This is a genomic window from Massilia timonae CCUG 45783 (assembly GCF_000315425.1).
Classification (GTDB): domain Bacteria; phylum Pseudomonadota; class Gammaproteobacteria; order Burkholderiales; family Burkholderiaceae_D; genus Telluria; species Telluria timonae.
This window is the reverse complement of the sequence record NZ_JH992925.1, coordinates 1-23423: the sequence shown is the minus strand read 5'-3', so window position 1 is coordinate 23423 and position 23423 is coordinate 1. Positions and strand designations below refer to the sequence as shown.

The following is a 23423-nucleotide window of genomic DNA, read 5'->3' as shown; positions in this document are numbered from 1 at the left end:
GTGAGCCGGCCCGAAAGGACAAGGATGAACCGTTTCAACGAAAAAACCGTGCTGGTCACCGGTGCGGCCTCCGGCATCGGCCTGGCGGCTGCCCGCCGCTTCCTCGACGAAGGCGCCCGCGTCGTGATGCTCGACATCGATGGCGACACGCTGAAGAAGGCCGCCTCCAGCCTGCCCCAGGACCGCGTGCTCGTGCAGGTCGGCGATACCGCCGACAAGGACACCGCGAGCGCCGCCGTCAAGGCGGCCGTCGACCGCTTCGGCGGGCTGCATATCCTCATCAACAACGCCGGCATGGCGACCGAAGGCGACATCACGCAGACCAGCGAGGAAGACTTCGAGCGCGTCATGGCGGTCAATGTCGGCGGCTACTATCACATGGCCAAGGCGGCGATGCCCGAGCTGGTAAAGGTGCACGGGTCGATCGTCATGACCTCGTCGGTGTCCGGCCTTGGCGGCGACTGGAATCTGTTTGCCTACAACACGTCGAAGGGCGCCGTCAGCAATATGGTGCGCGCGATGGCGATGGATGCGGCGAAGGATGGCGTGCGGGTGAACGCGGTCAATCCGAGCTTCACGGTGAGCAGGATGACCGAGGACATGCTGGCCGATCCCGAGCTGGTCGCCAAGTTCAGGGAACGCATGCCGCTCGGCGCGCCGGAAGATCCGGAAGGCGTGGCGGCGGCGATGGCGTTCCTGGCGAGCGAGGATGCGCGCCTGATCACCGGGGTGAATCTGCCGGTGGATGCTGGGTTGATGGCTTCCAACGGACAGCCGCCGCAGTAAGCATCGGTCCAGAAATCCCGCTCTCGCCGGACAATATGCGGTGGGCGCCAGCCATCCGATGGCGCACGCCACTCAAGGCCTTATCTGGCTTGATCAAGGCAGGCATCGTCGCCGACACGATAGCGCAAGGCCACCGCATAGCCATCTGCCGAATAACGCGTGATCAACAGTGCTGACGATGCCTGATAGGTTCCGCCATTCATGGCGCGATCGATAAAACACACTTCCAGATCCTCGATCCCGTCCTTGTTGACATCCCGTCGAGACAGGATTTTCAGTTCGTAATACCAATCCCCCGCAGTATCGAACACAAGCGTGTCGTCCGTCGCCTTGCTCGGCCTCATGCCAAAGTCGGCGAACGTACGTAACCCGGGAGTGCGGCGCGGTCCGAATGAGCTCCGAATGGTGGCCAGGTCGAATTTCTCGGCCAGGAACTGCCCCAGGTTCTCACGAGGAAAAAAGCTGACCAAAGGCGAAGCTTGCACGGTCCCCGCCAGCGCCAGACCGGCCAGGATACTGGACACGAAGCGGGAGTACGTCACCGGGCTTTTCTGGTCGTCAATGACATTTCCGCTCGTCGATCAGACCATGTCGGCGAACGCCACGCGGTCGGTGGTCGCATTGCGCGCATCCTCGACCCGCACCTTGTGCGCCGCCAACAGCCCCTCGAGCGACGCATTCATCGTGTGGCACCCGGCATCGATCCCCTTGTTCATCTGCGCCCGAATGCCGCCCAGGTCCCCCGCCTCGAGCATGCGCACGACCGCCGGACTCGGCGTCAGACACTCGGTCGCAAGATAGTAGCGATTCCCTTCGACCGACGGCAGCAGCGCCTGGCACAGGATGCCGCGCAAGGCATGCGCCAATGCCTGCGCCTGCGCCTCCGAATTACCCAGCAGGCGCAACATCTTTTGCAGCCCGAGCTCGGTCGAGCGCGCATGCAGGGTTGCCAGCACCAGCGGCCCCGACTCGGCCAGCGCCAGCGCCTCCTGCGCCGTCTGCGCATCGCGAATTTCTCCGATCACGATGACGTCCGGCCGCTCGCGCAGCGCATCGAGCGCCCCCAGGTAATAGCTCTCGACGTCGCCATCCTCCCCCACCTCGCGCTGCGTGATGATGCACTTGCGCTGAGGGATCAGGGTCTCGACCGGATCTTCGATGGTGATGATGTGGCCGGAACGCTGGCGATTGATCTCGTCCAGGATCGATGCAATCGTGGTCGACTTGCCCTGGCAGGTGTCGCCGATGATCAGCACCAGCCCACTGGTCAGCCGCGCAAACTCGCGCTCGTCGTCCCACAGGCCCAGGTCGGACAATGCGATCGGCTCCTTCGGAAAGCGCCGGATCACGCAGCCGATGCGCTTGCCGCCCTGGAAGCGAAAGCAGTTGGCGCGTATGCGCGCCGTATGCAGGTCGATCGAGCGGTCGAAGGCGCGCGAGGCGATGCGCTGCGGCCAGTTCGGCTCGATCACGTCGAAGAATTCTTCCAGCTCTTCCTTCGTGATCGGCGAATCGGTCACCGCCACCAGGCCTTTCGGCTGGCGCAGCATCAACGGGCTGTTTTGGTGGATGATGATGTCCGAAAACACCAGCTTCGAGTTCAGCAGGTGCAGGATCTGCTGCACCAGGGTCTCGAACACCGGGTGGTCTTCGTTTTCGATGTACGAAAGGGTCGGGATCTGCGAGGACTGGTGGTATTCCATCTGGTGTTGGAGAAAAAACGATTTCCAGTCATTATAGAACTGGAATGTTGCACCAGAGTAAAAATATCGTCAGCGTGACAAACTCGCAACAATGCGATCGCCAAACACCGTGATCGTCACCCCCAGGGCCACGACCAGCGCCCCGGTCAAGCGCACCGGCGACACCTCGCGCCTGGCCATATTGATCAGGCCAAAATGGTCGATCGCCATCGAACTGAGCAGCTGACCGGCGATCACCAGCACCACCAGGGTCAAGAGGCCGATGCGCGGCGCCAGGAACACGGTGCCGAGCACGAAGGCCGCGCCCATGAAGCCGCCCAGGAATTTCCAGGCCGGCTGGGACGGCAAGGCGGTCAAGGTCGTCCCCAGGCCTGCCACGCCCCCCTTGGCCAGCGCCATCACCAGCAGCGCCACCGTGCCGCAGCTGAATGAGATCAACGCCGCCATGATCGAATTGGTCCCGATCGAGTGGGCCAACTGGCTGTTCACCGCGGCCTGCGCCGACATCGCGACGCCGATGCAGAATGCCGCCGCCAATAAAATCAGGTTCATCTCCGTACGTCCTGGCAAAAAAAACGCACGATTTTAGTGCATTCCGGGCCGGCGCGTCGGCACGCCCCGTCGCGTGTTCATGCATTTCATCCCCGGCAAGCTGCAATTCGTCGCAAACGGCTCTTCCGGATGCGCCCGGCTGGCTAGGATGGCTGCCATACCAACGAATCACGGAGCCCACCCATGCCAGCCTTCACACCATCCTTTGCCGCGCGCACCCTGCTGCTGGCCGCCACCCTCGCCTGCGTCGCCGCGCCGACGCCCGTCATGGCCTGGCCCTTCGGCGGCGAAAAAGTCGAAGGCAGCGGCAGCGTGACGCGCCAGGCGCGCCAGGTCGAGCGCTTCACCGGCATCGCGCTCGAACTGCCGGCCCAGCTCGAACTGCGCATGGGCAATACCGAAGGCATCACGATCGAGACCGACGACAACCTGCAGCGCCTGATCGAGACCGAGGTCGACGACGGCGTGCTGCGCATCCGCCCGACCAAGCGCAATATGAACCTGCGCGCGCGCACGATGAAGATCGTCGTCAACGCGCGCCAGATCGAGCGCCTGTCTCTGGGCGGCTCGGGCACCATCGATGCCGAGGCGCTGCGCGCCCAGACCCTGCGCGTGAACCTGGGCGGCTCGGGCAAGATCCGGGTCGCGAGCATCGACGCCGAAAAAGTGTCGGTCAGCGTCGGCGGCAGCGGCGACTTCCGCGCCAATGGCGGCAAGGCGCGCGACGTGTCGGTGTCGATCGGGGGTTCCGGCAATGTCGACCTGGGCAAGGTTGCCGCCGACAGCGCCAGCATCAGCGTCGCCGGTTCGGGCGACGTGACGGTCTGGGCCCGGCGCGAACTGAGCATGTCGATCGCCGGCTCGGGCGACGTCAAGTACTATGGCGACCCGCAGCTGCGCAGCTCGGTCGCCGGCTCGGGCAAGTCGCGCCGACTGGGCGACGCCCCGAACTGATCCGGCAGCGGCGCTTACAGGGCGCCGCGCAGCACTTCGCGCTCGACCTGCACCGTGTCCGTGCCGTCGGTCAGCCACACCTGGCCGTCCTGGATCGTGCACTGCAGCTGCATCGAGCGCTGCGCCATCTTTTCCAGTTGCGCGCTCGTCGAAGAGGGGATGTTGATCACGCTGACATTCCTGGCGCGCTCGATCTTGTTGGCCAGGCCCTTGAACCAGATGCTGCTGGTCGCGCTATAGCTGTACACCACCACCTTCTCGGCGCGGCCGGCCGCCTTCAGCAGGCGCTTCTCGTCCGGCTGGCCGACCTCGATCCACGTCTGGATGGCGCCGGTCAGGTCCTTCAGCCACAGCGCCGGCTCCTCGACGTCGAACAAATCCTTGCCATAGGCGAGCGCCAGATCGGCGTGCAGGGCGAAGGCCAGCAGGCGGATCATCACGCGTTCATCGGTTTCGGACGGATGCCGGGCGATGGTCAGGCTGTGTTCCTGATAGTAGTTCCGGTCCATGTCGGCGATCGACAGGTCGGCCTTGTAGATGGTCGCTTTGAGAGCCATTGTTGCGTGCGCTTGTGTGTGCTGGAGGATGAAAACCCGCTATTGTCGCATGCGCGGCGACCGCCGGGTTCCCAGCCGGTATAGACTGACCGTCTTACCGAACATGGAGACCGCGATGACCAATGCTTTCCCTCCGAACCAGCAGTTCCTGCTCGCCGCGCGCCCGGTCGGGCTGCCGAGGCGCGAAGACTGGCAGTTCCACGAACAGGCCGTGCTTGACCCGGGCGAGGGCGAGGTCGTGGTCAAGGTCCTGTACCTGTCGCTCGACCCCGCCATGCGCGGCTGGATGAACGAAGGCAAATCGTATATCCGTCCGGTGGCGATCGGCGAAGTCATGCGCGCCGGCGGCGTCGGCGTGGTGGTGGCATCGCGCTCGGCCCGCTTCAAGGTGGGCGATTACGTGATGGGCGGCACCGGCGTGCAGCGCTACTGGTCCGGCCCGGCCGACGACAAGACCGCCAACCTGGCCAGGATCGATCCGCACGTGGGACCCCTGACGGCCTGGCTGAACCTGCTGGGCATGCCCGGCATGACGGCGTACTTCGGCCTGCGCGAAGTCGGCCAGGCCAAGGCCGGCGAGACGGTGGTGGTGTCGGGCGCGGCCGGCGCGGTCGGCATGACCGTGGGCCAGGTCGCCAGGCAGATGGGCTGCCGCGTGGTCGGCATCGCCGGTGGGGCCGACAAATGCGCCTTCGTCGTCGACCGCCTCGGCTTCGACGCCTGCATCGACTACAAGGCCGGCCAGGTCGGCGCCGCGCTCAAGCAGCATTGCCCGCAGGGCGTCGACGTCTATTTCGACAACGTCGGCGGCGACATCCTCGACACCGTCCTCACCCGCATCAACATGAAGGCGCGCATCGTGATCTGTGGCGCGATCTCGCAGTACAACGTGACGGAGCCGGTCAAGGGTCCGGCCAACTACCTGGCGCTGCTGGTCAACCGCGCGCGCATGGAAGGCATGATCGTGTTCGACTACGCGGCGCGCTATCCCGAGGCCGTGGCCCAGCTCGGCGAATGGCTCAAGACGAGCGCGATCCAGAGCCATGAACACGTGGTCGATGGCTTCGAGCAGTTCCCGCAAGCGCTCCTGATGCTGTTCGAAGGCCGCAACCTCGGCAAGCTGGTGCTGAAAGTGGCGGACGCCTAGAACTTGTCGCCGGCTCCACGGTCGTACAGGTCAGGGCGCCCCGCCCTTCCTCCATGGAGCCGCCATGCTGTCACCTTTCGAAAGTTTCTTCGCCAACCCGGCGCTGCAGGACCAGTTCGGCACGCAGGCGGGCACGCCGCTGAATACGCAACTGGCCGCGCAGCTGGGCGCGCAGGCAAGCCTGCTGGCCACGCTGTCGCAGCGCAGCCATGAAATGCTGGCGCGCCTGACCGACCTGAACCTGCAGATGGCGCGCCACTTCGTCGAGACCGCGCTCGACACCGGCCGCCAGCTCGCCGCCTGCACCGATCCCCTGCAACTGGCCCCCACCGCGATGCGCGGCTGGCAGCCGCTGGGCGAACACGTGCGCGCGTGGCAGCAGGGCCTGATGGGCGTGATGGCCGAGGCCCAGACCGGCCTCGGCCACGCGGCCGCGCTGGCCCCGGCGCCCGCGAAACGCGCCGCCTGAGCGGGCCGGCACGCCGTATGGCGACGGGGCGGAACTAACGCTCACCACGTTTCTCTAAACGCACGAGCGCAGCCTGAGATGGCTCCAAGTGCGTTCATGCATAGCGTACGGCCTCTACAACTGACAGCCCCACGGGCACAAGGAGATCGACATGGCGACCAGCAAGGAGAACGGAGGAAAGAGCAGCAGCAGTCAGGGCAGTGCCCAGAAGAGCGGGCCGCCCGCCAAGCGCGGCTTCGCGGCGATGGACCAGAACCAGCAGCGCGAGATCGCCAGCAAAGGGGGCCAGGCGGCCCACCAGAAAGGCACGGCGCACGAATTCGATTCCGAAGAAGCGCGCCGCGCCGGCCAGAAGGGCGGCGAGGCCGTGAGCCGCAACCGGGCCCATATGGCCGACATCGGCCGCAAGGGCGGCGAAAGCCGGCAATCGGCCCAGCGCGCGGCAGCCGCCGCGGCCGCGGCGGCTGCCTCGTCGCAAAAGGGCAATCGCCAGGGAGAAGAAAGCTAGCGCGGCTGGCAGCCGACTACGGGGCGGTCCCGGCGCGGCCTGCGCGGCGGGCCTGCCCCTGTGGTACATTGCCGGGCTTATGCCTACCCTGAAATACCTGACCGCCTACCCGGACACCCTGCAAGCCCAGGTCAGCGGGCTGATCGAACAGAACCGCCTTGGCGACACCTTGCGCAGGCGCTATCCCGAGCCGCACGGCATCCGCACCGACCGCGCCCTGTACGACTATGTGCAAGATCTCAAGGACGATTACCTGCGCCAGGCCGCGCCGGTCTCGAAAGTCGCTTTCGACAGCAAGATCCAGGTAATCCAGCACGCGCTGGGCCTGCACACCGCCATTTCGCGGGTCCAGGGTTCGCGCCTGAAGGCCAAGCACGAGATCCGCATCGCCAGCCTGTTCCGCGACGCGCCGCTGCCCTTCCTGCGCATGATCGCCGTGCACGAACTGGCGCACCTGAAAGAAAAAGAACACGACAAGGCGTTCTACAAATTGTGCTGCTGGATGGAGCCGGATTACCACCAGCTCGAGTTCGACGTGCGCCTGTACCTGACCTGGCTCGACCTGTCCGGCGAGCGCCTGTGGAGCGGCGACTAGCTCGACTGCGCCGGCGACACCGGCGGTTGCCGCAGCGGCGAGCTCTGCGCGCCATCCGGCTGCGCGGCGCAACTGCGCGTGCAGCGCTGGAGCGCCGTGTCGCAGGCGCCAAGGCGCGCCATCCGGCGCCCGTTGTCGCCGGCGGCATCGAGCGCGCGGGTCGCCTGGCCCGGCACCGCGCCCTGGGCGGTGCGCGCCAACGGGTTGCGGTATTCCGCGGTCGACCCGGTCAGCCGCTGCTCCAGCGGCAGCGCCTGGGCGCTGGCGCGGCATTCGCGCTGCTCGGAGGCGCACATCGAGGTGCAGAACGCTTCGTCCGCGGCCAGCGCCGGTGTGGCGGCGGCCAGGGTTGCAAGGATGATGATCGATAAACGCTTCATTCCAACCTTTCCAGGAAAACGTGGCGGCATGCCATCCTGTCATCCTAGCCTGTTTTGACACAGCGCGTGTCTCCGATGCCCATGGCGACCGCGGCCAGCCGTCATCGTTGCCCTGCAACAACGAACGTTTCGTCCAAACACATTTCAAACCGCCGGTCACTCGACTTCGCGAACTGGCTCCGATACAGTCCTCACACTCGGAATTGCCGCATCCCGAGGCCTTCCTCCGCCTCCGGCCACTCACAATCACATGGTTCAGCAACATACCAAGCGCCTGTCCGCCGCGTTCGCAACGTGCGCGCTCGCCATCCTGTCCTCCCACGCCAGCGGCGCCGACGCGCCGGGCGAGCCGGCCGCGCCCGTATGGAGGCTGTCCGGCTTCGGCACGCTGGGCGCGGTGTATTCGAGCTCGCGCAGCGCCGACTTCACCGCCTCGGTGCTGCGCGCCCACGGCGCCGGCCATACGCGGGCCTGGAGTCCCGACGTCGACAGCCGCCTCGGCGCCCAGCTCGACGTCAATCTTGGCGCCTGGTCGGGCGTGCTGCAGGTGATCAGCGAGCAGCGGCTGGACGGCAGCTATACGCCCCAGCTCGAATGGGCGAATGTGAAATACCAGCTCACGCCCGACCTGGCAGTGCGCGCCGGCCGCATCGCCCTGCCCGTCTTCCTCGGCGCCGAATCGCGCAAGGTCGGCTACACGATCCCCTGGGTGCGCACCCCGGTCGAAGTCTACGGTTCCCTGCCGATTTCCAGCAGCGACGGCCTCGACGCCACCTGGCGCTGGAGCACGGGCCCGGTGCTGCACGCCACCCAGGTATTCGCCGGCCGCACCAACCAGGACCTGCGCAACGGGCTGCGCATCAAGGCCGAGGACATCGTCGGCCTGTCGCACAGCATCGAACGCGGCGCCCTCAGCGCGCGCCTGTCGGCCGCCAGCGGGCGCCTGAACACCGCCATCGGAGAAGACCTGTTCGCGGTGCTGCGGGGCTTCGGGCCGGCCGGCGAAGCGCTGGCCGACCGCTACGAGATCAGGAACAAGCGCGTCTCCATGGTCAGCATCGGCGTCAGTGTCGATCCGGGCGCGTGGTTCGTGACGGCCGAGTGCGGGCGCACCCGCACCGATTCGCTGCTGGGCGGCGGCACCTCGATGTATGTCGGCGCGGGCCTGCGCCGCGGCGCGCTGACGCCGTATGCCGGCTACGCCCAGGTGCGCGCCGACGTCCCGACCCGCGATCCCGGACTGCCGCTGGAAGGCTTGGCGCCGCCGCTGGCCGCGGCGGCTGGCCGGATCAACGCCGGCCTGAACGGCTTCCTGGCGGCGATCCCGGTGCAGTCCACCTGGAGCGCGGGACTGCGCTGGGATGCGGCGACCAATATCGCGCTCAAGCTGCAGCTCGAGCGGGTGCGTCCGCGCGAAGGCTCGCGCGGCACCCTGATCAACAACCAGCCCGACCTGCGTCCCGACCGTGCGCTGCACGTCGGCAGCGTGGCCATGGACTTCGTGTTCTGATGCGCGCGCTTTCCCGCTCCCTGCCATCCTGGCGGCGCCTGCCCGCCACCCTCGGCCTCGTCCTCGGCCTGGCCTGCGCCAACGCGTCGGCCGAACTGGTGGTGGTGGTCTCCAGCCGCAGCCAGGTGGCGGCCATCAATGCCGACCAGGTGGCCGCGATCTTCCTCGGCCATGCCAGCCGCTTCCCGGACGGCACCCAGGCGGTCGCCGTCGACCAGCAGCTCGGCGCGTCGCAGCGCGACAGCTTCTACCGTGAACTCACCGGCAAGACGCCGGCCCTGCTCAAGGCGCACTGGTCGAAGATGGTGTTCACCGGCCGCGGCCAGCCGCCGCGCGAAGCCAGCGGCGACGCCGGCGTGCGCCGCCTGGTGGCCGAGAATCCGGCAATGATCGGCTATATCGGGCGCGATGCGCTCGACGCCTCGGTGCGCGCCGTGCTGGTGCTGCCGTGAGGTCGCGATGAACACGCTCGCCTCCACCACGCCGGCCGCGCCGGCTGCATCTGCCGCTCCCCGCGCGCAGGCGCGGCGCGGCGCGCCCGCGCGCTGGCTCGCCCTCGCGCTCGAGACCCACATCTCGCTGCCGCTGTTCGCCCTGTGCCTGCTCGGCGCCATGTGGTTCGGCACCCTGCACGTGATCGAGGCCGAGCGCCGCGCCGCCGCCGCCGCCGCGCGCGACGCCACCCACGAGCTGCTCGACACCTACGAGGCGCAGATGGCGCGCAGCCTGAGCAACATCGACCAGACCCTGCGCGTGCTGAAATACGCGGTCGAGCAGAACGGCCCGGCCGGCGCGCTGCCGGCGCTGGCGGCCAAGGGCCTGCTGCCGCCCGGCCTGGTGTTCCAGGTCGAGATCTCCGACAGCCACGGGCGCGTGGTGGCCAGCAATCCGGACGTCGGCCCGCGCGACCTGGCCGGCGCCAGCTACTTCGAGTTCCACCGCCACAGCCGGCACGACCAGGCCTATGTGAGCCAGGCCATCACCCATCCCGGCGCCGCCGAGCCACACCTGCATTTCACGCGCCGCATCGACGACGCCGCCGGCCGCTTCGCCGGCGTGGCCGTGGTCGCGGTCGACCCGGCCTATTTCACCAGCTCGTACGAACGCTCGCGCCAGGGCGAACGCGGCCTGCTCGGCCTGGTCGGCAACGACGGCGTGGTGCGCGCGCTGCGCGTCGGCGAACAGGTCTCCTGGGGCCAGTCCTACACGCCCGGCCCCACCGACATGGTCGGCCTGCGCGCCTGCCGCATCGATGGCGAGACGCGCTACACCACCAGCCGGCCGCTGGGCGGCTTCCCGCTTCTGGCGGTGGCCGGCCTGTCGGAAAGCGAACAGATGGCGCGCTTTCGCCAGCAGCGGCGCGCCTGGCTGCTGGGCGCCGGCGCCGGCAGCGCCCTGCTGGTGGCCGTGGTGATCCTGGTCAGCGCCTGGTCCTGGCAGCTGGCCAAGGCGCGCCGGCGCGAGCGTCAGGCCCACGAAACCTATGCCGCCGCGTCCGAGGCCAGCCCGGACGCCTTCTTCGTCCTGCGCAGCATCATGGATCCGCGCGGACGCGTGGCCGACTTCACCATCGTCACCACCAACAGCCGCGCCGAGCAGCTTACCGGCCTCGGCAAGGAGCAACTCGCCGGCCAGCGCATGTCGGTGATGCTGCCCGGGGCCTTCAGCGCCGGCATCTTCGTCGACCTGGCCGCGGTGGCGCTGAGCGGCGTCACGCACGAAACCGAATGGCTGGCGCGCGCGCTGCCGCAAGGAGAGCGCTGGCTGTACCGCCAGGCGGTCGCGGTCGAGGGCGGCGTGGTGGTAATCGTGCGCGACATCACCGAACGCAAGCTGGCCGAGGGACGCATCCGCCACCTGGCCCACCATGACGACCTGACCGGCCTGCCCAACCGCAGCCTGCTGCGCGAGCGCCTGGACCAGGCGATCGGCGCCGCCGCCAGCGACGGCGGCGCCGCCAGCGACGGCGGCGCGGTGGGCCTGGCCTTCATCGACCTCGACGGCTTCAAGCTGGTCAACGACGCCCTCGGCCACAACGCCGGCGACGCCCTGCTGAAGGTGGTCGGCGCGCGCATGGCGCGCTGCCTGGGCGCGGGCGACACGCTGGCGCGCTTCGGCGGCGACGAGTTCGTGATCCTGCTGCCGGCCCTGGCGGGCGAGCCGGCGTCCATCGCGCCGCTGCTGGAGCGGGTGCGCCAGGCGGTCACCGAGCCGGTGCTGGTCGAGGGCCAGGAAGTGCAGGTCAGCTGCAGCATCGGCGTGACCTTCTATCCGCGCGACGGCGTCGACGCCAACGCCCTCATGATGCACGCCGACGTCGCCATGTACCGCGCCAAGGAGCTGGGCAACGACAACGTCCAGTTCTACGCCAGCGAGATGAACGCCAGCATCGACGAGAAGCTGGTGCTGCTGGAAGGCTTGCGCGACGCGCTCGACACCTGCGCCGCCGATCACGCCGGCCCCTGCCAGTTCGAGCTGCTGTACCAGCCCAAGGTCGACCTGCGCACGGGGCGCCTGTTCGGCGTCGAGGCGCTGATCCGCTGGCGCCATCCGGAACAGGGCCAGGTCTCGCCCGAGCGCTTCATCGGCCTGGCCGAAGAGAGCGGCCTGATCGTCCCGATCGGCGAATGGGTGCTGCGCACCGCCTGCGCCCAGAGCGTCGCCTGGCGCGCCGCCGGCCTGCCGCCGGTCAGCATGTCGGTCAACGTCTCGGCGCGTCAGTTCGAGGACAAGCGCCTGGTCGAGCGCGTCGCCGACGCGTTGCGCGCGAGCGGCCTGCCGCCCGAAGGCCTCGAGGTCGAGGTGACCGAAAGCCTGATCATGCGCGACCTGGGCCGCTCGGTGGACAAGATGCGCGAGCTGAAGGCCATGGGCGTGTCGCTCTCGATCGACGATTTCGGCACCGGCTACTCGAGCCTGTCGGCGCTGAAATCGTTCCCGATCAGCCGCCTCAAGATCGACAAGTCGTTCGTGGCCGACCTGGCCGAGCGCGCCGACGACCAGGCGATCGCGCTGGCCGTGATCTCGCTCGGCCATAAACTGAACCTGCGCGTGATCGCCGAGGGCGTCGAGACCGAGCAGCAGCGCGACTTCCTGCGCGCCAACGACTGCGACGAGATGCAGGGCTATCTGTTCAGCCGCCCGCTGCCCGCCCAGGCGCTGGCGCGCCTGCTGGCCGACAGCCACGGGGGCGCGGCATGAAGCCGGTGCGCGACACCACCAGCGTCCTGCTCGGCGCCGAGCCCACGCTGCGGCGCATGCTCAATTACTGGATCGCCACCAGCCTGCTGTACCTGGCCGGGATCCTGCTGCTGGCCTGCCAGGTGGCGGCCGGCCACACGCCGCAGGCGCCGGCCCTGGCGCTGGCCATCGCCGCCGCCGGCGGCACGCTGGTCTTCTATGCGCTGATCCGCTTCAGCGCGGCGCTGCGCCTGGCGCCCGGGGTGCTGGCGATGCTGCAGTCGCTGTTCGCGATCGGCTGCGGCATGGCCTCGTATGCGATCGCCGGGCCGATGCGCGCCGCCCTGCTGTGCATGACGGTGGTGATCGTCGCCTTCTGCGCCATCGCCCTGCGCCCGCGCCAGACCATGTTCCTGTCGGCCGTCGCGCTGGCCGGCATGGGCGCCGTCATGTGGTGGCTGCAGGCCGCCGACCCGCTGCGCCACCCGCCCGAGGTCGAGGCCATGAACTTCGGCTACATGGCGGCGGCCCTGCTGTCCACCGCCCTGCTGTCGAGCGAAATGACCAAGCTGCGCCGGCGCATGAAGCGCAAGAAGCAGGAACTCGAAAAAGCCCTGGAGACCATCCGCACCCTGGCCACGATCGACGAACTGACGGCCCTGGCCAACCGCCGCCACATGAACGAACTCCTGAGCGCCGAGGAACGGCGCCAGCCGCCCGGCGCGCGCAGCTGCGTGGCCCTGCTCGACATCGATTTCTTCAAGCAGGTCAACGACCGCCACGGCCACGCGCTGGGCGACGCCGTGCTGCGCGAGTTCGCCGGCGCCGCGCGCGGCGCCTTGCGCGCGAACGACACGCTGGCGCGCTGGGGCGGCGAGGAATTCCTGCTGCTGTTGCCGGACGCCGCGCCGCACGACGCGCGCCAGGTGCTCGAGCGCATGGCCGACCACGTGCACGCGCTGCGGGTCGAGGGACTCGATCCGCAGCGCCGCATCAGTTTTTCGGCGGGCCTGGCCGAACGGCGCACCGGCGAACCGTTCACCGACGCGATCAGCCGCGCCGACAAGGCGCTGTACCGGGCCAAGGCCGCGGGACGCGACCGGATCGAGGTGGCCTGAATTGCGCGCAAAGGACGGGCTGAAGTCGGGGTAGAATCGGGGCATGCACCCCGACCTGTCCGCCATCGCCGCCTACGTCATGCCCGAGCTGCCGCTGCGCGCCTGCGACGTCGGCCTGCTGTTCGGCACTCGCCACGGCGTGGAAGAATTCTGCCTCGCCGCCCACGACCTGTGGGAGCGCGGCATGTTCCGCGTGCTGCTGGTGTCGCGCGCCTGGTCGAACTGGGGATGCCACGGTCGGCCCTGGTGCTGGAAACGGCGGCCACCAATACGGGAGAGAACGTGGTGCTCGGCCGCGCCGCGCTGGCTGCGCAGCTGGACCTGGCGAGCGTGCGCAGCGTGCTGGCGATCGGCAAGGCTTGCGCCATGCGGCGCTACCTGATGACGCTCGAGCGCCACTGGCCGGGCCTGGCGCTGTCGGGCTGCCCGGTCAATCATTTCGGCATCGAGGCAGAGCGCTGGCATGAACACGCCGAGTTCCGCGCCCGCGTGCTGGCCGAGTACGACAAGATTCCCGGCTATCTCGAGCGCGGCTTCCTGAGCGAGCTGGCCGGCTACGGCGCTTACCCGCGCAATCCCCTGGCCTCGGCGTCGGCCTCGACCGCGGCCTGAACGGCCGGCGCCGGCGCCGCCGCGCGCAGGCGCCGGATCAGCTCATCGGGATCGCTCTCGGCCACCATCAGGCCTTCGTGCTCGGGCCGCACGAAGCCTTCCTGCACCTGGTGGCGCACGAAGGCGCGCAGGCCGTCGTAGAAGCCGTTCACGTTCAGCAGGCCGATCGGCTTGGCATGGATGCCCAGCTGGGCCCAGGTCACCATCTCGAACAGCTCTTCCAGGGTGCCCATCCCGCCCGGCATGGCGATGAAGCCTTCCGACAGGCCCGACATCATCGTCTTGCGCTCGTGCATGTCCTTGACCACGAACAGGCGGGTCAGGCCGGCGTGGCCGACCTCGCGCTCGACCAGCGCGCGCGGGATCACGCCGGTGGCTTCTCCGCCCAGGCGCAGCACTTCGTCGGCGATCACGCCCATCAGGCCGACCTTGCCGCCGCCGTAGACCAGTGCGATATTGTGCTCGACCATGGCGCGCGCGAGGGCGCGCGCGGCGTCGGCGTAGAATGGGTTGGCGCCATGCGCGGCGCCGCAATACACGGCCAGGGTTTTCATCGTGTCAGCCTCAGAAGAAGTCGGCGCCCGGCTTGGCGTCGGCCGACAGTTTTTGAAGATAATCGTCGGACAGCTTCTCGAACAGCACCCGGGTCTCGCCGCGCAGGTAGGGGCCGACCATCGACAGCACCTGGTAGCAGCCGCGCGCCAGCGCGTCGGCGATGGCCTGCTGCTCGCTGTACTTGCGCGGATTGCGCACGTACTCGAACGACAGCCAGTAGGTCGCCACCACCACCATATTGGTCGCCATCGCGCCGATCTGCTGGTCGGACGCCTCGAGCGAGCCTTCGCTGCGCAGGTCTTCGCACAGCTGGCGCGCGACCTTGATCTTGTGGGCGTGGATGGCCTTGAAGTGCAGTTCGAGCTTGCGGTTGCGCGACAGCAGGTCGTTCAGGTCGCGGTAGAAGAAGCGGTAGCGCCAGATCAGCTTGAACATATGGTGCAGGTACAGCCACACGTCTTCCATGTTCGAGCGACGCCCGGCCGGCACCGCGAGCACGCGCTCGATCTCCGCTTCGAACTGGACGAAGATCGAATTGACGATGTCGTCCTTGTTGCGGAAATGGTAATACAGATTGCCGGGCGAGATATTCATCTCCTCGGCAATGACGGTCGTCGTGATATTGGGCTCGCCGAACTCGTTGAACAGCTTGAGCGAGAGCTCGAGGATGCGTTCACGGGTGCGGCGCGGGGCTTTTTGTTGCATGTAGGCCGAAGTTAATAGTGCATTCCCGCAAGGATAACATCGAACGGTCGTTCGATGAATCTTTCGATCGGCCCGATCGCCCCGCCCCGTTCAGGCGGCGCCGCGCTGGCTCTGCAGGCGGAAGGCCTCGTCGATCCGTTCGCGCAGGGTGCGCGCGCCCAGCGGCTTGACGTAGTGGTCGTCGGCCACGCCGCTCGCGATCGCCGCCTCGATCTCGGTGAGGTCGGGCTGGCCGGACAGCATCAGGCGCACGGTCTTGGGATAACGCTCGGCGGCGCGCGCCAGCACTTCGGTGCCGCGCATGCCGGGCATGGCCTGGTCGCACAGGATCACCTCGACCGCTTCGTGGTCGAGCACCTCGAGCGCTTCTTCGCCCGAACAGGCGCTCAGCACGCGGTAGGGCTGGCCGGCCAGCATGTCGTTCAGCACGCCCAGCATGAAGCGGTCGTCGTCGACCAGCAGCAGCGTGCGCTCCGCCGGCGCGGCGCCGGGCTTGGGCGCGGGCGCGGACTGGGCCGCCGCCGCGGGCTGCACTGCGGGCTGCACTGCGGGCTGCACTGCGGGCGCGCTCGCGGCGGCCGGCGCGGCAGCCAGGAAGGCTTCGAGCTCGGCGACGAAGCTCTCCGGTTCGATCGGCTTGCTGACGTAGCCGTCGAAGCCGGCGGCCAGCACCTTTTCGCGGTCGCCCGCCATCGCCAGCGCGGTCACGGCCAGGATCGGCACGCCGGCAAGCGAAGGCTCGGTCTTGAGCGCGGCCAGCACCGCGAAGCCATCCATGCCGGGCAGGTTGACATCGCAGGCGATCAGGTCGGGGCGCTCGCTGCGCGCGGCGGCCACGCCACGCGGGCCGTCGGCGGCGGAAAGCGGCGTGTGTCCATAGGCGCCGAGCAGGAACGACATCAGCTCGATATTCGCTGGGTTGTCTTCGATGATGAGGATACGGGCCACGATGGCGCTCCGGGAATGCGATGTTGTGACCACTTTACCACGCGGCGGCGGCGCCGTGAGCCAGTCGTGAGCCAGCTAAGGGATGCCATGCCGATGGTGCGTCGCGGCAGGCGCCACACGGTCGCTACGCAAGGCCTCGATTTCGCGCATGACCATGGCCAGCACGCGCGGGTTGCGGCCGAGCGCCACGTGGCCCACGCCACCCAGCGCCAGGTTGCGCGCGCCCGGCAGTTCGCTCGAGGTCTGCGGCGCGATGATGTTGTCGTGGTGGCTGTAGATCGAGACGATCCGCGCGCGCACCTCGGGCGCTTCGCCAGCCGCAAGCGCGGCGAGCCACGCGCATTCGGGCCCGGCCACGCCCATGCGCCGCATCTGGCCCGCATTGATGCCCAGCCCAAAGGCGGCCAGGCAGGTGCCGTGGTGCGGCGTGCCGAGCGTGACCAGGCGCGCCACCTGCTGCGCGCCATGGGTGCGCATCCAGGCGCGCGCCGCCAGCCCGCCCATGCTGTGCGCGACCACGACCAGTTGCCTCGCGCCGGCTTGCGCGCACAGCTGCTGCGCCGCTTCCTCGATGCGCGCGGCATAGCCGTCGATGTCGCCGGTCAGCGGCTCCAGGTCGAGCGTGGCGTGGCTGATGCGCGCCGCAACCAGCAGCGGCGTCAGATGGTCCCAGTAGCCGCTGTTGCAGCCGTAGCCGTGCACCAGCAGCACCGGCGGCGCCGCCCCGCCGGGATGGATGCGGGTGTACGCCCGCGCGCGCGGCATGTGCCAGGAGGTCATCAGCATGCTGGTGCTGAACTCTTCCCAAAACATGCGCAAGGCGGCGCCCGGCGCGACCCTGAACGCGGGCGGCGTCGGGCTGGCGGCGCGCGCCGCCAGCAGGAAGTTGTTGGCATTGATCAGCAGGCGCACCAGCGCCACGCTGCCCAGCCCCAGCGCGGCGGCCTGCCAGCCGCCAAGCCCGAGCCAACGCATGCCGGCCGCGCAGATGGCGAGCGCCGCCAGCGCCTGCGCCAGCAGGATCAGCCGCAGCAGGGTGCGCGAGCTCATGCCAGCGCCGCCGCCGGGCGGCCCGTCAGGCTGGCCGCCAGGCCGCTCGCCAGGCGCGCCGTGATGGCGTAGATGGTCAGTTGCGGATTGGCGCCGAGCGAGGTCGGGAACAGCGAGCCGTCGTGCACCGACACGTTCGTCAATCCACGGTAACGGCCGGCGGGATCGACCGCGCCGCGGCGCTCGTCGCCGCTCATGGCGCAGCCGCCCATCGCATGGGCCGAGACCACGCGCGTGACGTGGGCGCGCTGCGGCAGGGCCGCGATCTCGCGCCGCGCCTCGGCCCAGGAACGGTAGCGCTGGGCCTTCTCGTGCGCCGGCTGCACGGCGCGGGCGCCGGCCGCGAACTGGATCTCGGCCATCGACAGCAGCGCGCGGCGCGCGCCATCCCACAGGTAGTCGTTCAGGCCGTAATCGAGCTCGCCGCTGCCGTCTGCGCGCAGGCGCACCACGCCGCCCGGCGACTCGTCATGGAAGCCGTCGCGCAGCAGCGCCAGCATGCCTCCCAGGTGGGCGAAGTCGCGCATCGCCGCCGCGTGCTGCTCGCCGAAACCGCTCATCATGGTGGCCACCAGCAGCGGGTGCAACGGCGGCGTCTCGAGCTTGTAGCCGATCGGGCCGTCGATCGGGCCCTGCGACAGGAAGTGGTCGGAGTACACGCTCTGCGGCGCCCCGGCCCAGCCCTCGACCCGCTTCTCGTGGAAAGCGGCCGAGATCAAGGTCGGGTGCAGGAAGGTGCGCTTGCCCAGCTGGCCGCTGGGATCGGGCGCCTGCGAGCGCAGCAGCAGCGCCGGGGTGTTGATGGCGCCGCCCGCGACCACGAAGTGGCGCGCGCGCAGGCGCAGCTGGCGCCCGTTCGGCAGCACGCCGTCCGCGCCGAGGGCGGCGCAAACCAGTTCCTCGGCCCGCTCGCCGCGCAGCCGCAGGCGCTCGGCGCGGGCGCGCGTGACCAGGGTGGCGCCGTGGTCGAGCGCCGCCGGGATGCTGGTGACCAGCATCGACTGCTTGGCATTGGTCGGACAACCCATGCCGCAGTAGCCCAGGTTCCAGCAGCCCTGCACGTTGCGACGGATGGCGGCGCTCGCAATCCCGAGCTTTGCCGCGCCGCGGCGCAGGATGTCGTTGTTCTCGTTCGGACCGACCAGCCAGTCGACCACGCCGGTGCGGCGCTCGGCCATGGCGAACCATGGCGCCAGTTCGTCCGGCGTGGCCTGGTCAAGGGCGTAGTGGCGGCGCCACCAGGCCAGGGTCGGTTCGGGCGTGCGAAAGCTCGAGGTCCAGTTGACCGTGGTCGAGCCGCCGACGGCGCGGCCCTGCAGGATGTTGATGGCCTTGTCGGCCGTCTTGCGCGCGGCCGATTCCTGGTACAGGTCGGGATAGGCGTCGGCCTCGCGCATCCGGAAATCGCGCGAGGATTTGAGGGGGCCCTCTTCCAGCACGATCACCGACAGGCCCGATCTGGCCAGGATCTCGGCGCTGATGGCGCCGCCGGCGCCGCTGCCGACGATGACCACGTCGGCTTCCAGCGTGCGGTCGTGCTCGAGCGTCGAGGCGTCGAGCGTGCGCCAGCCGCGCTTGACGCCAGCCTCGATCGGGTCGGGAATGCGCGCCGTCATGCCGGCACCCCTGGCGGACCGGGATAGCCGATGGCGTCCCAGCTGGCCGGCTGGGCGTACCAGGCGCCCAGCACCAGGTCGTGCAGCGCGCCGTAGGCGCTGCGCATCATGCCAAGGCGGTGCACGCGCCAGTCTTGCAGGAAGGCGCTGACGTGGCCGATGTCGGCGCTCTCCCAGCCGGTCGGCACGCCGGTGAGCAGGCGCCGCGCCGGGCGCAGGGCCAGCAAGCCGAACAAATCCTGCACTTCTTCTTGCGTGGCTTGCGGCAGGCCGCGGATGGCGGCTTCGACGGCGTCGATGGCGCTCTTCAGCTGCTGCGCGCGGCGGCCAGGATCGTGGGCCAGCGCGCCGTCGAGGATGGCCGGCGCGATCGCGTGCAGCGCGGCGCGCGCCTCGCCGTCGAGGGCGAAGCGGTGCGCTGCCGGTGTGTGCGTGGCGCGGTACCAGGCGCCGCCGGCGCCCAGCGCCAGCGCGGCCAGGCCACCCACGGCCAGGAAGGTCCTGCGAGAGGTGCGGGGGAGATTCGCCATGGCCCTAGTGTACGACATGCGCCGGACGGGGACCGGGACGATACGGCTCAGCGAGGCGGCCTGGCCTTCAGGATCGCGCTGGCGATGCCGCGCAGGATGTTGACTTCTTCGGTCTCGAGTCCGGTGCGCGCGAACAGGCGCTTCAGGCGCGGCATCAGTTTCTTCGGGTTGTCGGCGTCGAGGAAGTCGATCGCCACCAGGGCCTGTTCCAGGTGCGCGTACATGCCGTCCACCTGCGTGACGCTGGCGCTCTCGCCATGAAAGCCCACGCCGCGCGCCTCGACGCCGTCGCCCACCGCGGCCAGCCGCGCTTCATAGGCCAGCACCTGGGCGGCCTGCGACAGGTTGAGCGACGAGTAATCGGGATTGGCCGGGATGTTGATCAGGACGTTGCAGCCTTCGACGATCCCGTTCGGCAGGCCGACCCGCTCGTTGCCGAACACGATGGCCGGGCGCAGGTCCGGCTGGCTGCCCGCGTGGGCGGCGAAGGCGCGCGGGGCCCAGACCGGCGGCGAGAATTCACGCAGGCGGGCCGAGACGGCGGCGGCGAAGTTGCAGCCGTCCAGCGCCTGCTGGACGTCGGCGACGATGCGCGCCCGGCCCAGGACGTCGATGGCGCCGCTGGCGAAGGCCACCGCTTCCGGGTCGGTCAGCGGGTTCTCGCACTTGGGGGCGACCAGCACCAGGTCGCTGAACCCCATCGTCTTCATGGCGCGCGCCACCGAGCCGACGTTGCCGGCGCGGCTGGTCTCGACCAGGACGAAGCGAAGGCGATTGAAAAGAGAAGTGTCGGTTTGGGTCGGGTTCATTTACAATAGCGACCATCGCGCAGTGCGGACGGTTTTTTGTGATAACGGGAACAAGCCCGCGATTGTAGCCGTTTCGGCACTGCCCTGCTCTTTAATCACTCTTCAATAGCTGATCGTTCACGACGCCCTAAGGTGCGTGAGTGGGCGTTCGCGTTTTTCACGGAAAAGCCTCCATGCACCCAATGCTCAACACGGCCATCAAGGCCGCCCGCCGCGCCGCCACCGTCATCAACCGCGCGTCCTTCGATATCGATCGCATCGTCGTCTCCGAGAAGCAACACAACGATTTCGTCACCGACGTCGACCAGGCGGCGGAACAAGCGATCGTCGAGACCCTGCTCAAGGCCTATCCGACCCACGCCATCCTGGCGGAAGAAAGCGGCGCATCCGGCAACCTGAACGACGAGAGTGAATTCGTGTGGATCATCGACCCGATCGATGGCACCACCAACTTCCTGCACGGCTATCCCAACTACTGCATCTCGATCGCGCTCAAGCAGCGCGGCGTGATCACCAACGGCCTGGTCTACGACCCGGTCCGCAACGACCTGTTCACCGCGACCAAGGGCGCCGGCGCCTACCTGAACGACAAGCGCATCCGCGTGCGCGGCACCGAGCGCATCGGCCGCGCCCTGCTGTCGGCCGGCCACGGTCCCGACCCACGCGCGCTGGCCGAATACCTGCGCATGTACGAAGTGGTCGCCTCGCGCAGCCACGGCGTGCGCAGCGGCGGTTCGGCGGCGCTGGAACTGGCGAACGTCGCGGCCGGCCGCATCGACGGTTATTTCGAAAAAGGCCTCAAGGTCTGGGATATCGCGGCCGGCGCCCTGCTGGTGACCGAGGCCGGCGGCATCGTCGGCGAATTCAATGGCGAGTCCGAATACCTGAACAAGGGCGACGTGATCGCCGCCGGCCCGAAGGTTTTCGGCGCGCTGGTCCCGCTGCTTTCGCCTTTCGCGTAAAATAACGGCCGTACTAGTCGGGCCACTGGCAGGCTGCGCTTGCCAGTGGCCCGTTTGCTTTTCCAGGCGTCTTACAAAACATTACATAGTAATGGCGTAAAAACTTTCTATGGTGAAACTAATTTCACTATAATCCTTGCTGACCGCTTGCGCGGCAGCGTCCGGGCGAGCGCTTGATTGCGCGCCCGCATCAACCCGATTTCCAGGACTTGCCGCCACTGTGGCGACGGGCCGTTTTTTACTGAAAAAATCTATGTCATTCTCTTCACTTGGTCTCTCTGACGCGATCGTGCGCGCGGTGACCGAACAAGGTTATACCGCCCCGACGCCGATCCAGAGCCAGGCCATTCCCGCCGTCCTGAACGGCGGCGACCTGCTGGCCGGCGCACAGACCGGCACCGGCAAGACCGCCGGCTTCACCCTGCCGATCCTGCACCGCCTGTCGAACGACGCGGTGGGCGCCGCCCAGCGCAACAAGACCGCGCCGCGCGCCATCCGCGCCCTGGTGCTGACCCCGACCCGCGAACTCGCGGCCCAGGTCGAGGAAAGCGTGCGCCTGTACGGCAAGTACACGAACCTGAATTCGGCCGTGATTTTCGGCGGCGTCGGCATCAATCCGCAGATCAAGCTGCTCAAGCACGGCGTCGACATCCTGGTCGCCACCCCGGGCCGCCTGCTGGACCACGCGGGCCAGGGCACGGTCGACCTGTCGAAGATCGAAATCCTGATTCTGGACGAAGCCGACCGCATGCTGGACATGGGCTTCATCCACGACATTCGCAAGGTGCTGGCCCTGCTGCCGCCGAAGCGCCAGAACCTGCTGTTCTCGGCCACCTTCTCGGACGACATCAAGGCGCTGGCCGACCGCCTGCTGAACAATCCGCAATCGATCGAGGTCGCACGCCGCAACTCGACCGTGGAAGTGATCGCGCAGAAAATCCACCCGGTGGACCGCGACAAGAAGCACCCGATGCTGGCGCACCTGATCAAGTCGAACAACTGGCACCAGGTGCTGGTGTTTACGCGCACCAAGCATGGCGCCAACAAGCTGGTGGAACAGTTGGGCAAGGACGGCATCGGCGCGATGGCGATCCACGGCAACAAGAGCCAGTCGGCGCGCACCAAGGCGCTGTCGGAATTCAAGGATGGCAGCCTGCAAGTGCTGGTGGCCACCGACATCGCGGCGCGCGGCATCGACATCGACCAGCTGCCGCACGTGGTGAACTATGACCTGCCGAACGTGCCGGAAGACTATGTGCACCGTATCGGCCGTACCGGCCGTGCGGGCGCGACGGGCGAGGCGGTGTCGCTGGTCTGCGTGGACGAGCACCAGATGCTGAAGGACATCGAGAAGCTGATCAAGCAGACCCTGCCGCGCGCAGTGATCCCCGGCTTCGAGCCCGACCTGAACGCCAAGCCGCAACCGATCCAGCTGCGCAGCGGCGCCCCGGGCCACGCGAACCGCGGCGGCCGTCCAGGCGGCGGCCGTGGTGGTGGCGGCGGCAGTGGTGGCGGCAAACCGCGCACTTCCGGCACCGGCGCCCCCGCCGCCGCCGCGAAGCGCCACAGCGGCCCCCGCCCCGCCTCCGCCGTCCGCCGCGACCGCTAATCCCACCGAGGGTCAGATACCGTCTTGGATTGCAAGGTTTTTGTGAAGGTAATTGGCGTCAAATGGCTTGCCGGTTCGAACGACGCCGTAGATCAGATGCGCTAGCTTATGGGTAACAGCGCTGATCACTGCTCGCTTGGCCATGCCGTTCGCTAATAGGCGTTCGGCGAATTGATGCAGGATTGGATTGTGTCGGCGTGCGACCATACTGGGCATGAAAAGCGCTGCCCGTAGCGATGTGCTGCCGGTTTTGCAGAGCATTGTGCGGCCTTTGAGCGACGTGCCCGAGGTTCGCTGTTTGGGTGTGACGCCCAGGAAGGCAGCGAAGGCTTTCGCGTTTTTGAAGCGACGAATGTCGCCAAGATGGCCAAGTATGCGGGCAACCGTCGTCATCCCCAGCCCAGGGATACTGGCGATGAGTGCGGCATCGTTCTTCAATCCTGGATGGCGATCAATGTGATCGTCGATATCATCCTGCAGCTTTCGAATCTCGGCATCAAGCCATTTGATGTGCTCAGCGACGTTGTCGGCAACGTCTTGTAAGCCTGCCACGATGTGCGCTTCTATG

26 protein-coding genes are annotated in these 23423 nt (G+C 68.2%); 13 read left to right on the top strand and 13 right to left on the bottom strand.

Translation table 11 applies throughout. The features are described 5' to 3' along the window. Positions 1-24 precede the first annotated feature (24 nt). Positions 25-786, top strand: a complete 762-nt coding sequence (gene budC, locus HMPREF9710_RS20330) for a meso-2,3-butanediol dehydrogenase (protein ID WP_005669517.1) — start codon at positions 25-27, stop codon at positions 784-786. Positions 787-866: 80 nt separating this feature from the next. Here the strand turns inward: budC and HMPREF9710_RS20325 are convergent, their stop codons facing one another. The 3 genes from HMPREF9710_RS20325 to HMPREF9710_RS20315 all read right to left on the bottom strand — a co-directional run bounded on the left by HMPREF9710_RS20325 (position 867) and on the right by HMPREF9710_RS20315 (position 3041). Beyond that, a complete protein-coding gene (locus tag HMPREF9710_RS20325) occupies positions 867-1328 on the bottom strand; it encodes a hypothetical protein (protein WP_005669516.1) in 462 nt (153 codons plus the stop codon). Between the two features lie 39 nt (positions 1329-1367). Next, positions 1368-2489 carry a type IV pilus twitching motility protein PilT gene (locus HMPREF9710_RS20320; RefSeq protein WP_005669515.1) on the bottom strand — a complete coding sequence of 374 codons (1122 nt, stop codon included), beginning with the start codon at positions 2487-2489 and terminating at the stop codon, positions 1368-1370. Between the two features lie 69 nt (positions 2490-2558). Continuing rightward, on the bottom strand, positions 2559-3041 hold the full coding sequence (locus HMPREF9710_RS20315; RefSeq protein ID WP_005669514.1) for a DMT family transporter: 483 nt from the start codon (positions 3039-3041) through the stop codon (positions 2559-2561). Between the two features lie 183 nt (positions 3042-3224). Between HMPREF9710_RS20315 and HMPREF9710_RS20310 the strand changes: the two genes are divergently transcribed. Continuing rightward, entirely contained in the window at positions 3225-3995 is a 771-nt protein-coding gene (locus HMPREF9710_RS20310; RefSeq protein ID WP_005669512.1) for a head GIN domain-containing protein, read from the top strand. A 14-nt stretch (positions 3996-4009) separates the two neighbouring features. On the opposite strand, the gene HMPREF9710_RS20305 is transcribed toward HMPREF9710_RS20310, so the two are convergent. After that, complete coding sequence (locus HMPREF9710_RS20305) at positions 4010-4552, bottom strand: YaeQ family protein (protein WP_005669510.1); 543 nt, start codon at positions 4550-4552, stop codon at positions 4010-4012. Between the two features lie 115 nt (positions 4553-4667). Between HMPREF9710_RS20305 and HMPREF9710_RS20300 the strand changes: the two genes are divergently transcribed. The 4 genes from HMPREF9710_RS20300 to HMPREF9710_RS20285 all read left to right on the top strand — a co-directional run bounded on the left by HMPREF9710_RS20300 (position 4668) and on the right by HMPREF9710_RS20285 (position 7271). Then, the gene (locus HMPREF9710_RS20300; protein WP_005669508.1) at positions 4668-5699 is read left to right on the top strand and encodes an NADP-dependent oxidoreductase; all 1032 of its coding nucleotides are present in this window, start codon (positions 4668-4670) and stop codon (positions 5697-5699) included. A 64-nt stretch (positions 5700-5763) separates the two neighbouring features. Continuing rightward, positions 5764-6168: a phasin family protein gene (locus tag HMPREF9710_RS20295; protein WP_005669506.1), complete on the top strand. Its 405-nt coding sequence runs from the start codon at positions 5764-5766 to the stop codon at positions 6166-6168. 151 nt (positions 6169-6319) lie between these two features. Further along, positions 6320-6676: a KGG domain-containing protein gene (locus tag HMPREF9710_RS20290; RefSeq protein WP_005669504.1), complete on the top strand. Its 357-nt coding sequence runs from the start codon at positions 6320-6322 to the stop codon at positions 6674-6676. 79 nt (positions 6677-6755) lie between these two features. Further along, positions 6756-7271, top strand: coding sequence for a M48 family metallopeptidase (locus tag HMPREF9710_RS20285; protein WP_005669502.1), 516 nt, complete (start codon positions 6756-6758; stop codon positions 7269-7271). On the opposite strand, the gene HMPREF9710_RS20280 is transcribed toward HMPREF9710_RS20285, so the two are convergent. Further along, positions 7268-7651, bottom strand: coding sequence for a hypothetical protein (locus HMPREF9710_RS20280; protein ID WP_005669501.1), 384 nt, complete (start codon positions 7649-7651; stop codon positions 7268-7270). The genes HMPREF9710_RS20285 and HMPREF9710_RS20280 overlap by 4 nt on opposite strands. Before the next feature lie 250 nt (positions 7652-7901). Between HMPREF9710_RS20280 and HMPREF9710_RS20275 the strand changes: the two genes are divergently transcribed. From HMPREF9710_RS20275 to HMPREF9710_RS20255, 5 genes are all read left to right on the top strand, one after another. After that, entirely contained in the window at positions 7902-9161 is a 1260-nt protein-coding gene (locus HMPREF9710_RS20275; RefSeq protein WP_005669499.1) for a hypothetical protein, read from the top strand. After that, on the top strand, positions 9161-9613 hold the full coding sequence (locus tag HMPREF9710_RS20270) for a hypothetical protein (RefSeq protein ID WP_005669498.1): 453 nt from the start codon (positions 9161-9163) through the stop codon (positions 9611-9613). The genes HMPREF9710_RS20275 and HMPREF9710_RS20270 overlap by 1 nt, the downstream gene beginning before the upstream one ends. Positions 9614-9620: 7 nt before the next feature. Further along, positions 9621-12362: a bifunctional diguanylate cyclase/phosphodiesterase gene (locus tag HMPREF9710_RS20265; protein ID WP_005669496.1), complete on the top strand. Its 2742-nt coding sequence runs from the start codon at positions 9621-9623 to the stop codon at positions 12360-12362. Further along, positions 12359-13459 carry a diguanylate cyclase gene (locus tag HMPREF9710_RS20260; RefSeq protein WP_005669495.1) on the top strand — a complete coding sequence of 367 codons (1101 nt, stop codon included), beginning with the start codon at positions 12359-12361 and terminating at the stop codon, positions 13457-13459. Before HMPREF9710_RS20265 ends, HMPREF9710_RS20260 begins: the two co-directional genes overlap by 4 nt. 171 nt (positions 13460-13630) lie before the next feature. After that, positions 13631-14071, top strand: a complete 441-nt coding sequence (locus tag HMPREF9710_RS20255; RefSeq protein ID WP_157225683.1) for an ElyC/SanA/YdcF family protein — start codon at positions 13631-13633, stop codon at positions 14069-14071. On the opposite strand, the gene HMPREF9710_RS20250 is transcribed toward HMPREF9710_RS20255, so the two are convergent. The 7 genes from HMPREF9710_RS20250 to HMPREF9710_RS20220 all read right to left on the bottom strand — a co-directional run bounded on the left by HMPREF9710_RS20250 (position 14023) and on the right by HMPREF9710_RS20220 (position 20284). Beyond that, positions 14023-14625: an LOG family protein gene (locus HMPREF9710_RS20250; protein WP_005669492.1), complete on the bottom strand. Its 603-nt coding sequence runs from the start codon at positions 14623-14625 to the stop codon at positions 14023-14025. The genes HMPREF9710_RS20255 and HMPREF9710_RS20250 overlap by 49 nt on opposite strands. A 10-nt stretch (positions 14626-14635) precedes the next feature. After that, a complete protein-coding gene (locus tag HMPREF9710_RS20245) occupies positions 14636-15331 on the bottom strand; it encodes a TetR/AcrR family transcriptional regulator (RefSeq protein ID WP_005669491.1) in 696 nt (231 codons plus the stop codon). A gap of 90 nt (positions 15332-15421) precedes the next feature. Further along, entirely contained in the window at positions 15422-16279 is an 858-nt protein-coding gene (locus tag HMPREF9710_RS20240) for a response regulator (protein ID WP_005669489.1), read from the bottom strand. 75 nt (positions 16280-16354) lie between these two features. After that, positions 16355-17329, bottom strand: coding sequence for an esterase/lipase family protein (locus tag HMPREF9710_RS20235; RefSeq protein ID WP_005669486.1), 975 nt, complete (start codon positions 17327-17329; stop codon positions 16355-16357). Continuing rightward, positions 17326-18945, bottom strand: a complete 1620-nt coding sequence (locus tag HMPREF9710_RS20230) for a GMC family oxidoreductase (protein WP_005669484.1) — start codon at positions 18943-18945, stop codon at positions 17326-17328. The genes HMPREF9710_RS20235 and HMPREF9710_RS20230 overlap by 4 nt, the downstream gene beginning before the upstream one ends. Beyond that, positions 18942-19475 (bottom strand): hypothetical protein, encoded by a 534-nt coding sequence (locus HMPREF9710_RS20225; protein ID WP_005669482.1) that lies wholly within the window; start codon positions 19473-19475, stop codon positions 18942-18944. Before HMPREF9710_RS20225 ends, HMPREF9710_RS20230 begins: the two co-directional genes overlap by 4 nt. Positions 19476-19522: 47 nt before the next feature. Then, positions 19523-20284 carry an RNA methyltransferase gene (locus HMPREF9710_RS20220; RefSeq protein WP_005669481.1) on the bottom strand — a complete coding sequence of 254 codons (762 nt, stop codon included), beginning with the start codon at positions 20282-20284 and terminating at the stop codon, positions 19523-19525. 182 nt (positions 20285-20466) lie between these two features. On the opposite strand from HMPREF9710_RS20220, the gene HMPREF9710_RS20215 reads away from it, so the two are divergent. After that, complete coding sequence (locus HMPREF9710_RS20215) at positions 20467-21246, top strand: inositol monophosphatase family protein (RefSeq protein ID WP_040777633.1); 780 nt, start codon at positions 20467-20469, stop codon at positions 21244-21246. 253 nt (positions 21247-21499) lie between these two features. Beyond that, on the top strand, positions 21500-22855 hold the full coding sequence (locus HMPREF9710_RS20210; protein ID WP_005669478.1) for a DEAD/DEAH box helicase: 1356 nt from the start codon (positions 21500-21502) through the stop codon (positions 22853-22855). 12 nt (positions 22856-22867) lie between these two features. Here HMPREF9710_RS20210 and HMPREF9710_RS20205 read toward each other — a convergent pair. Then, positions 22868-23423 (bottom strand): IS110 family transposase (locus tag HMPREF9710_RS20205; protein WP_040777630.1); only part of this gene is annotated, 556 nt, incomplete at its 5' end.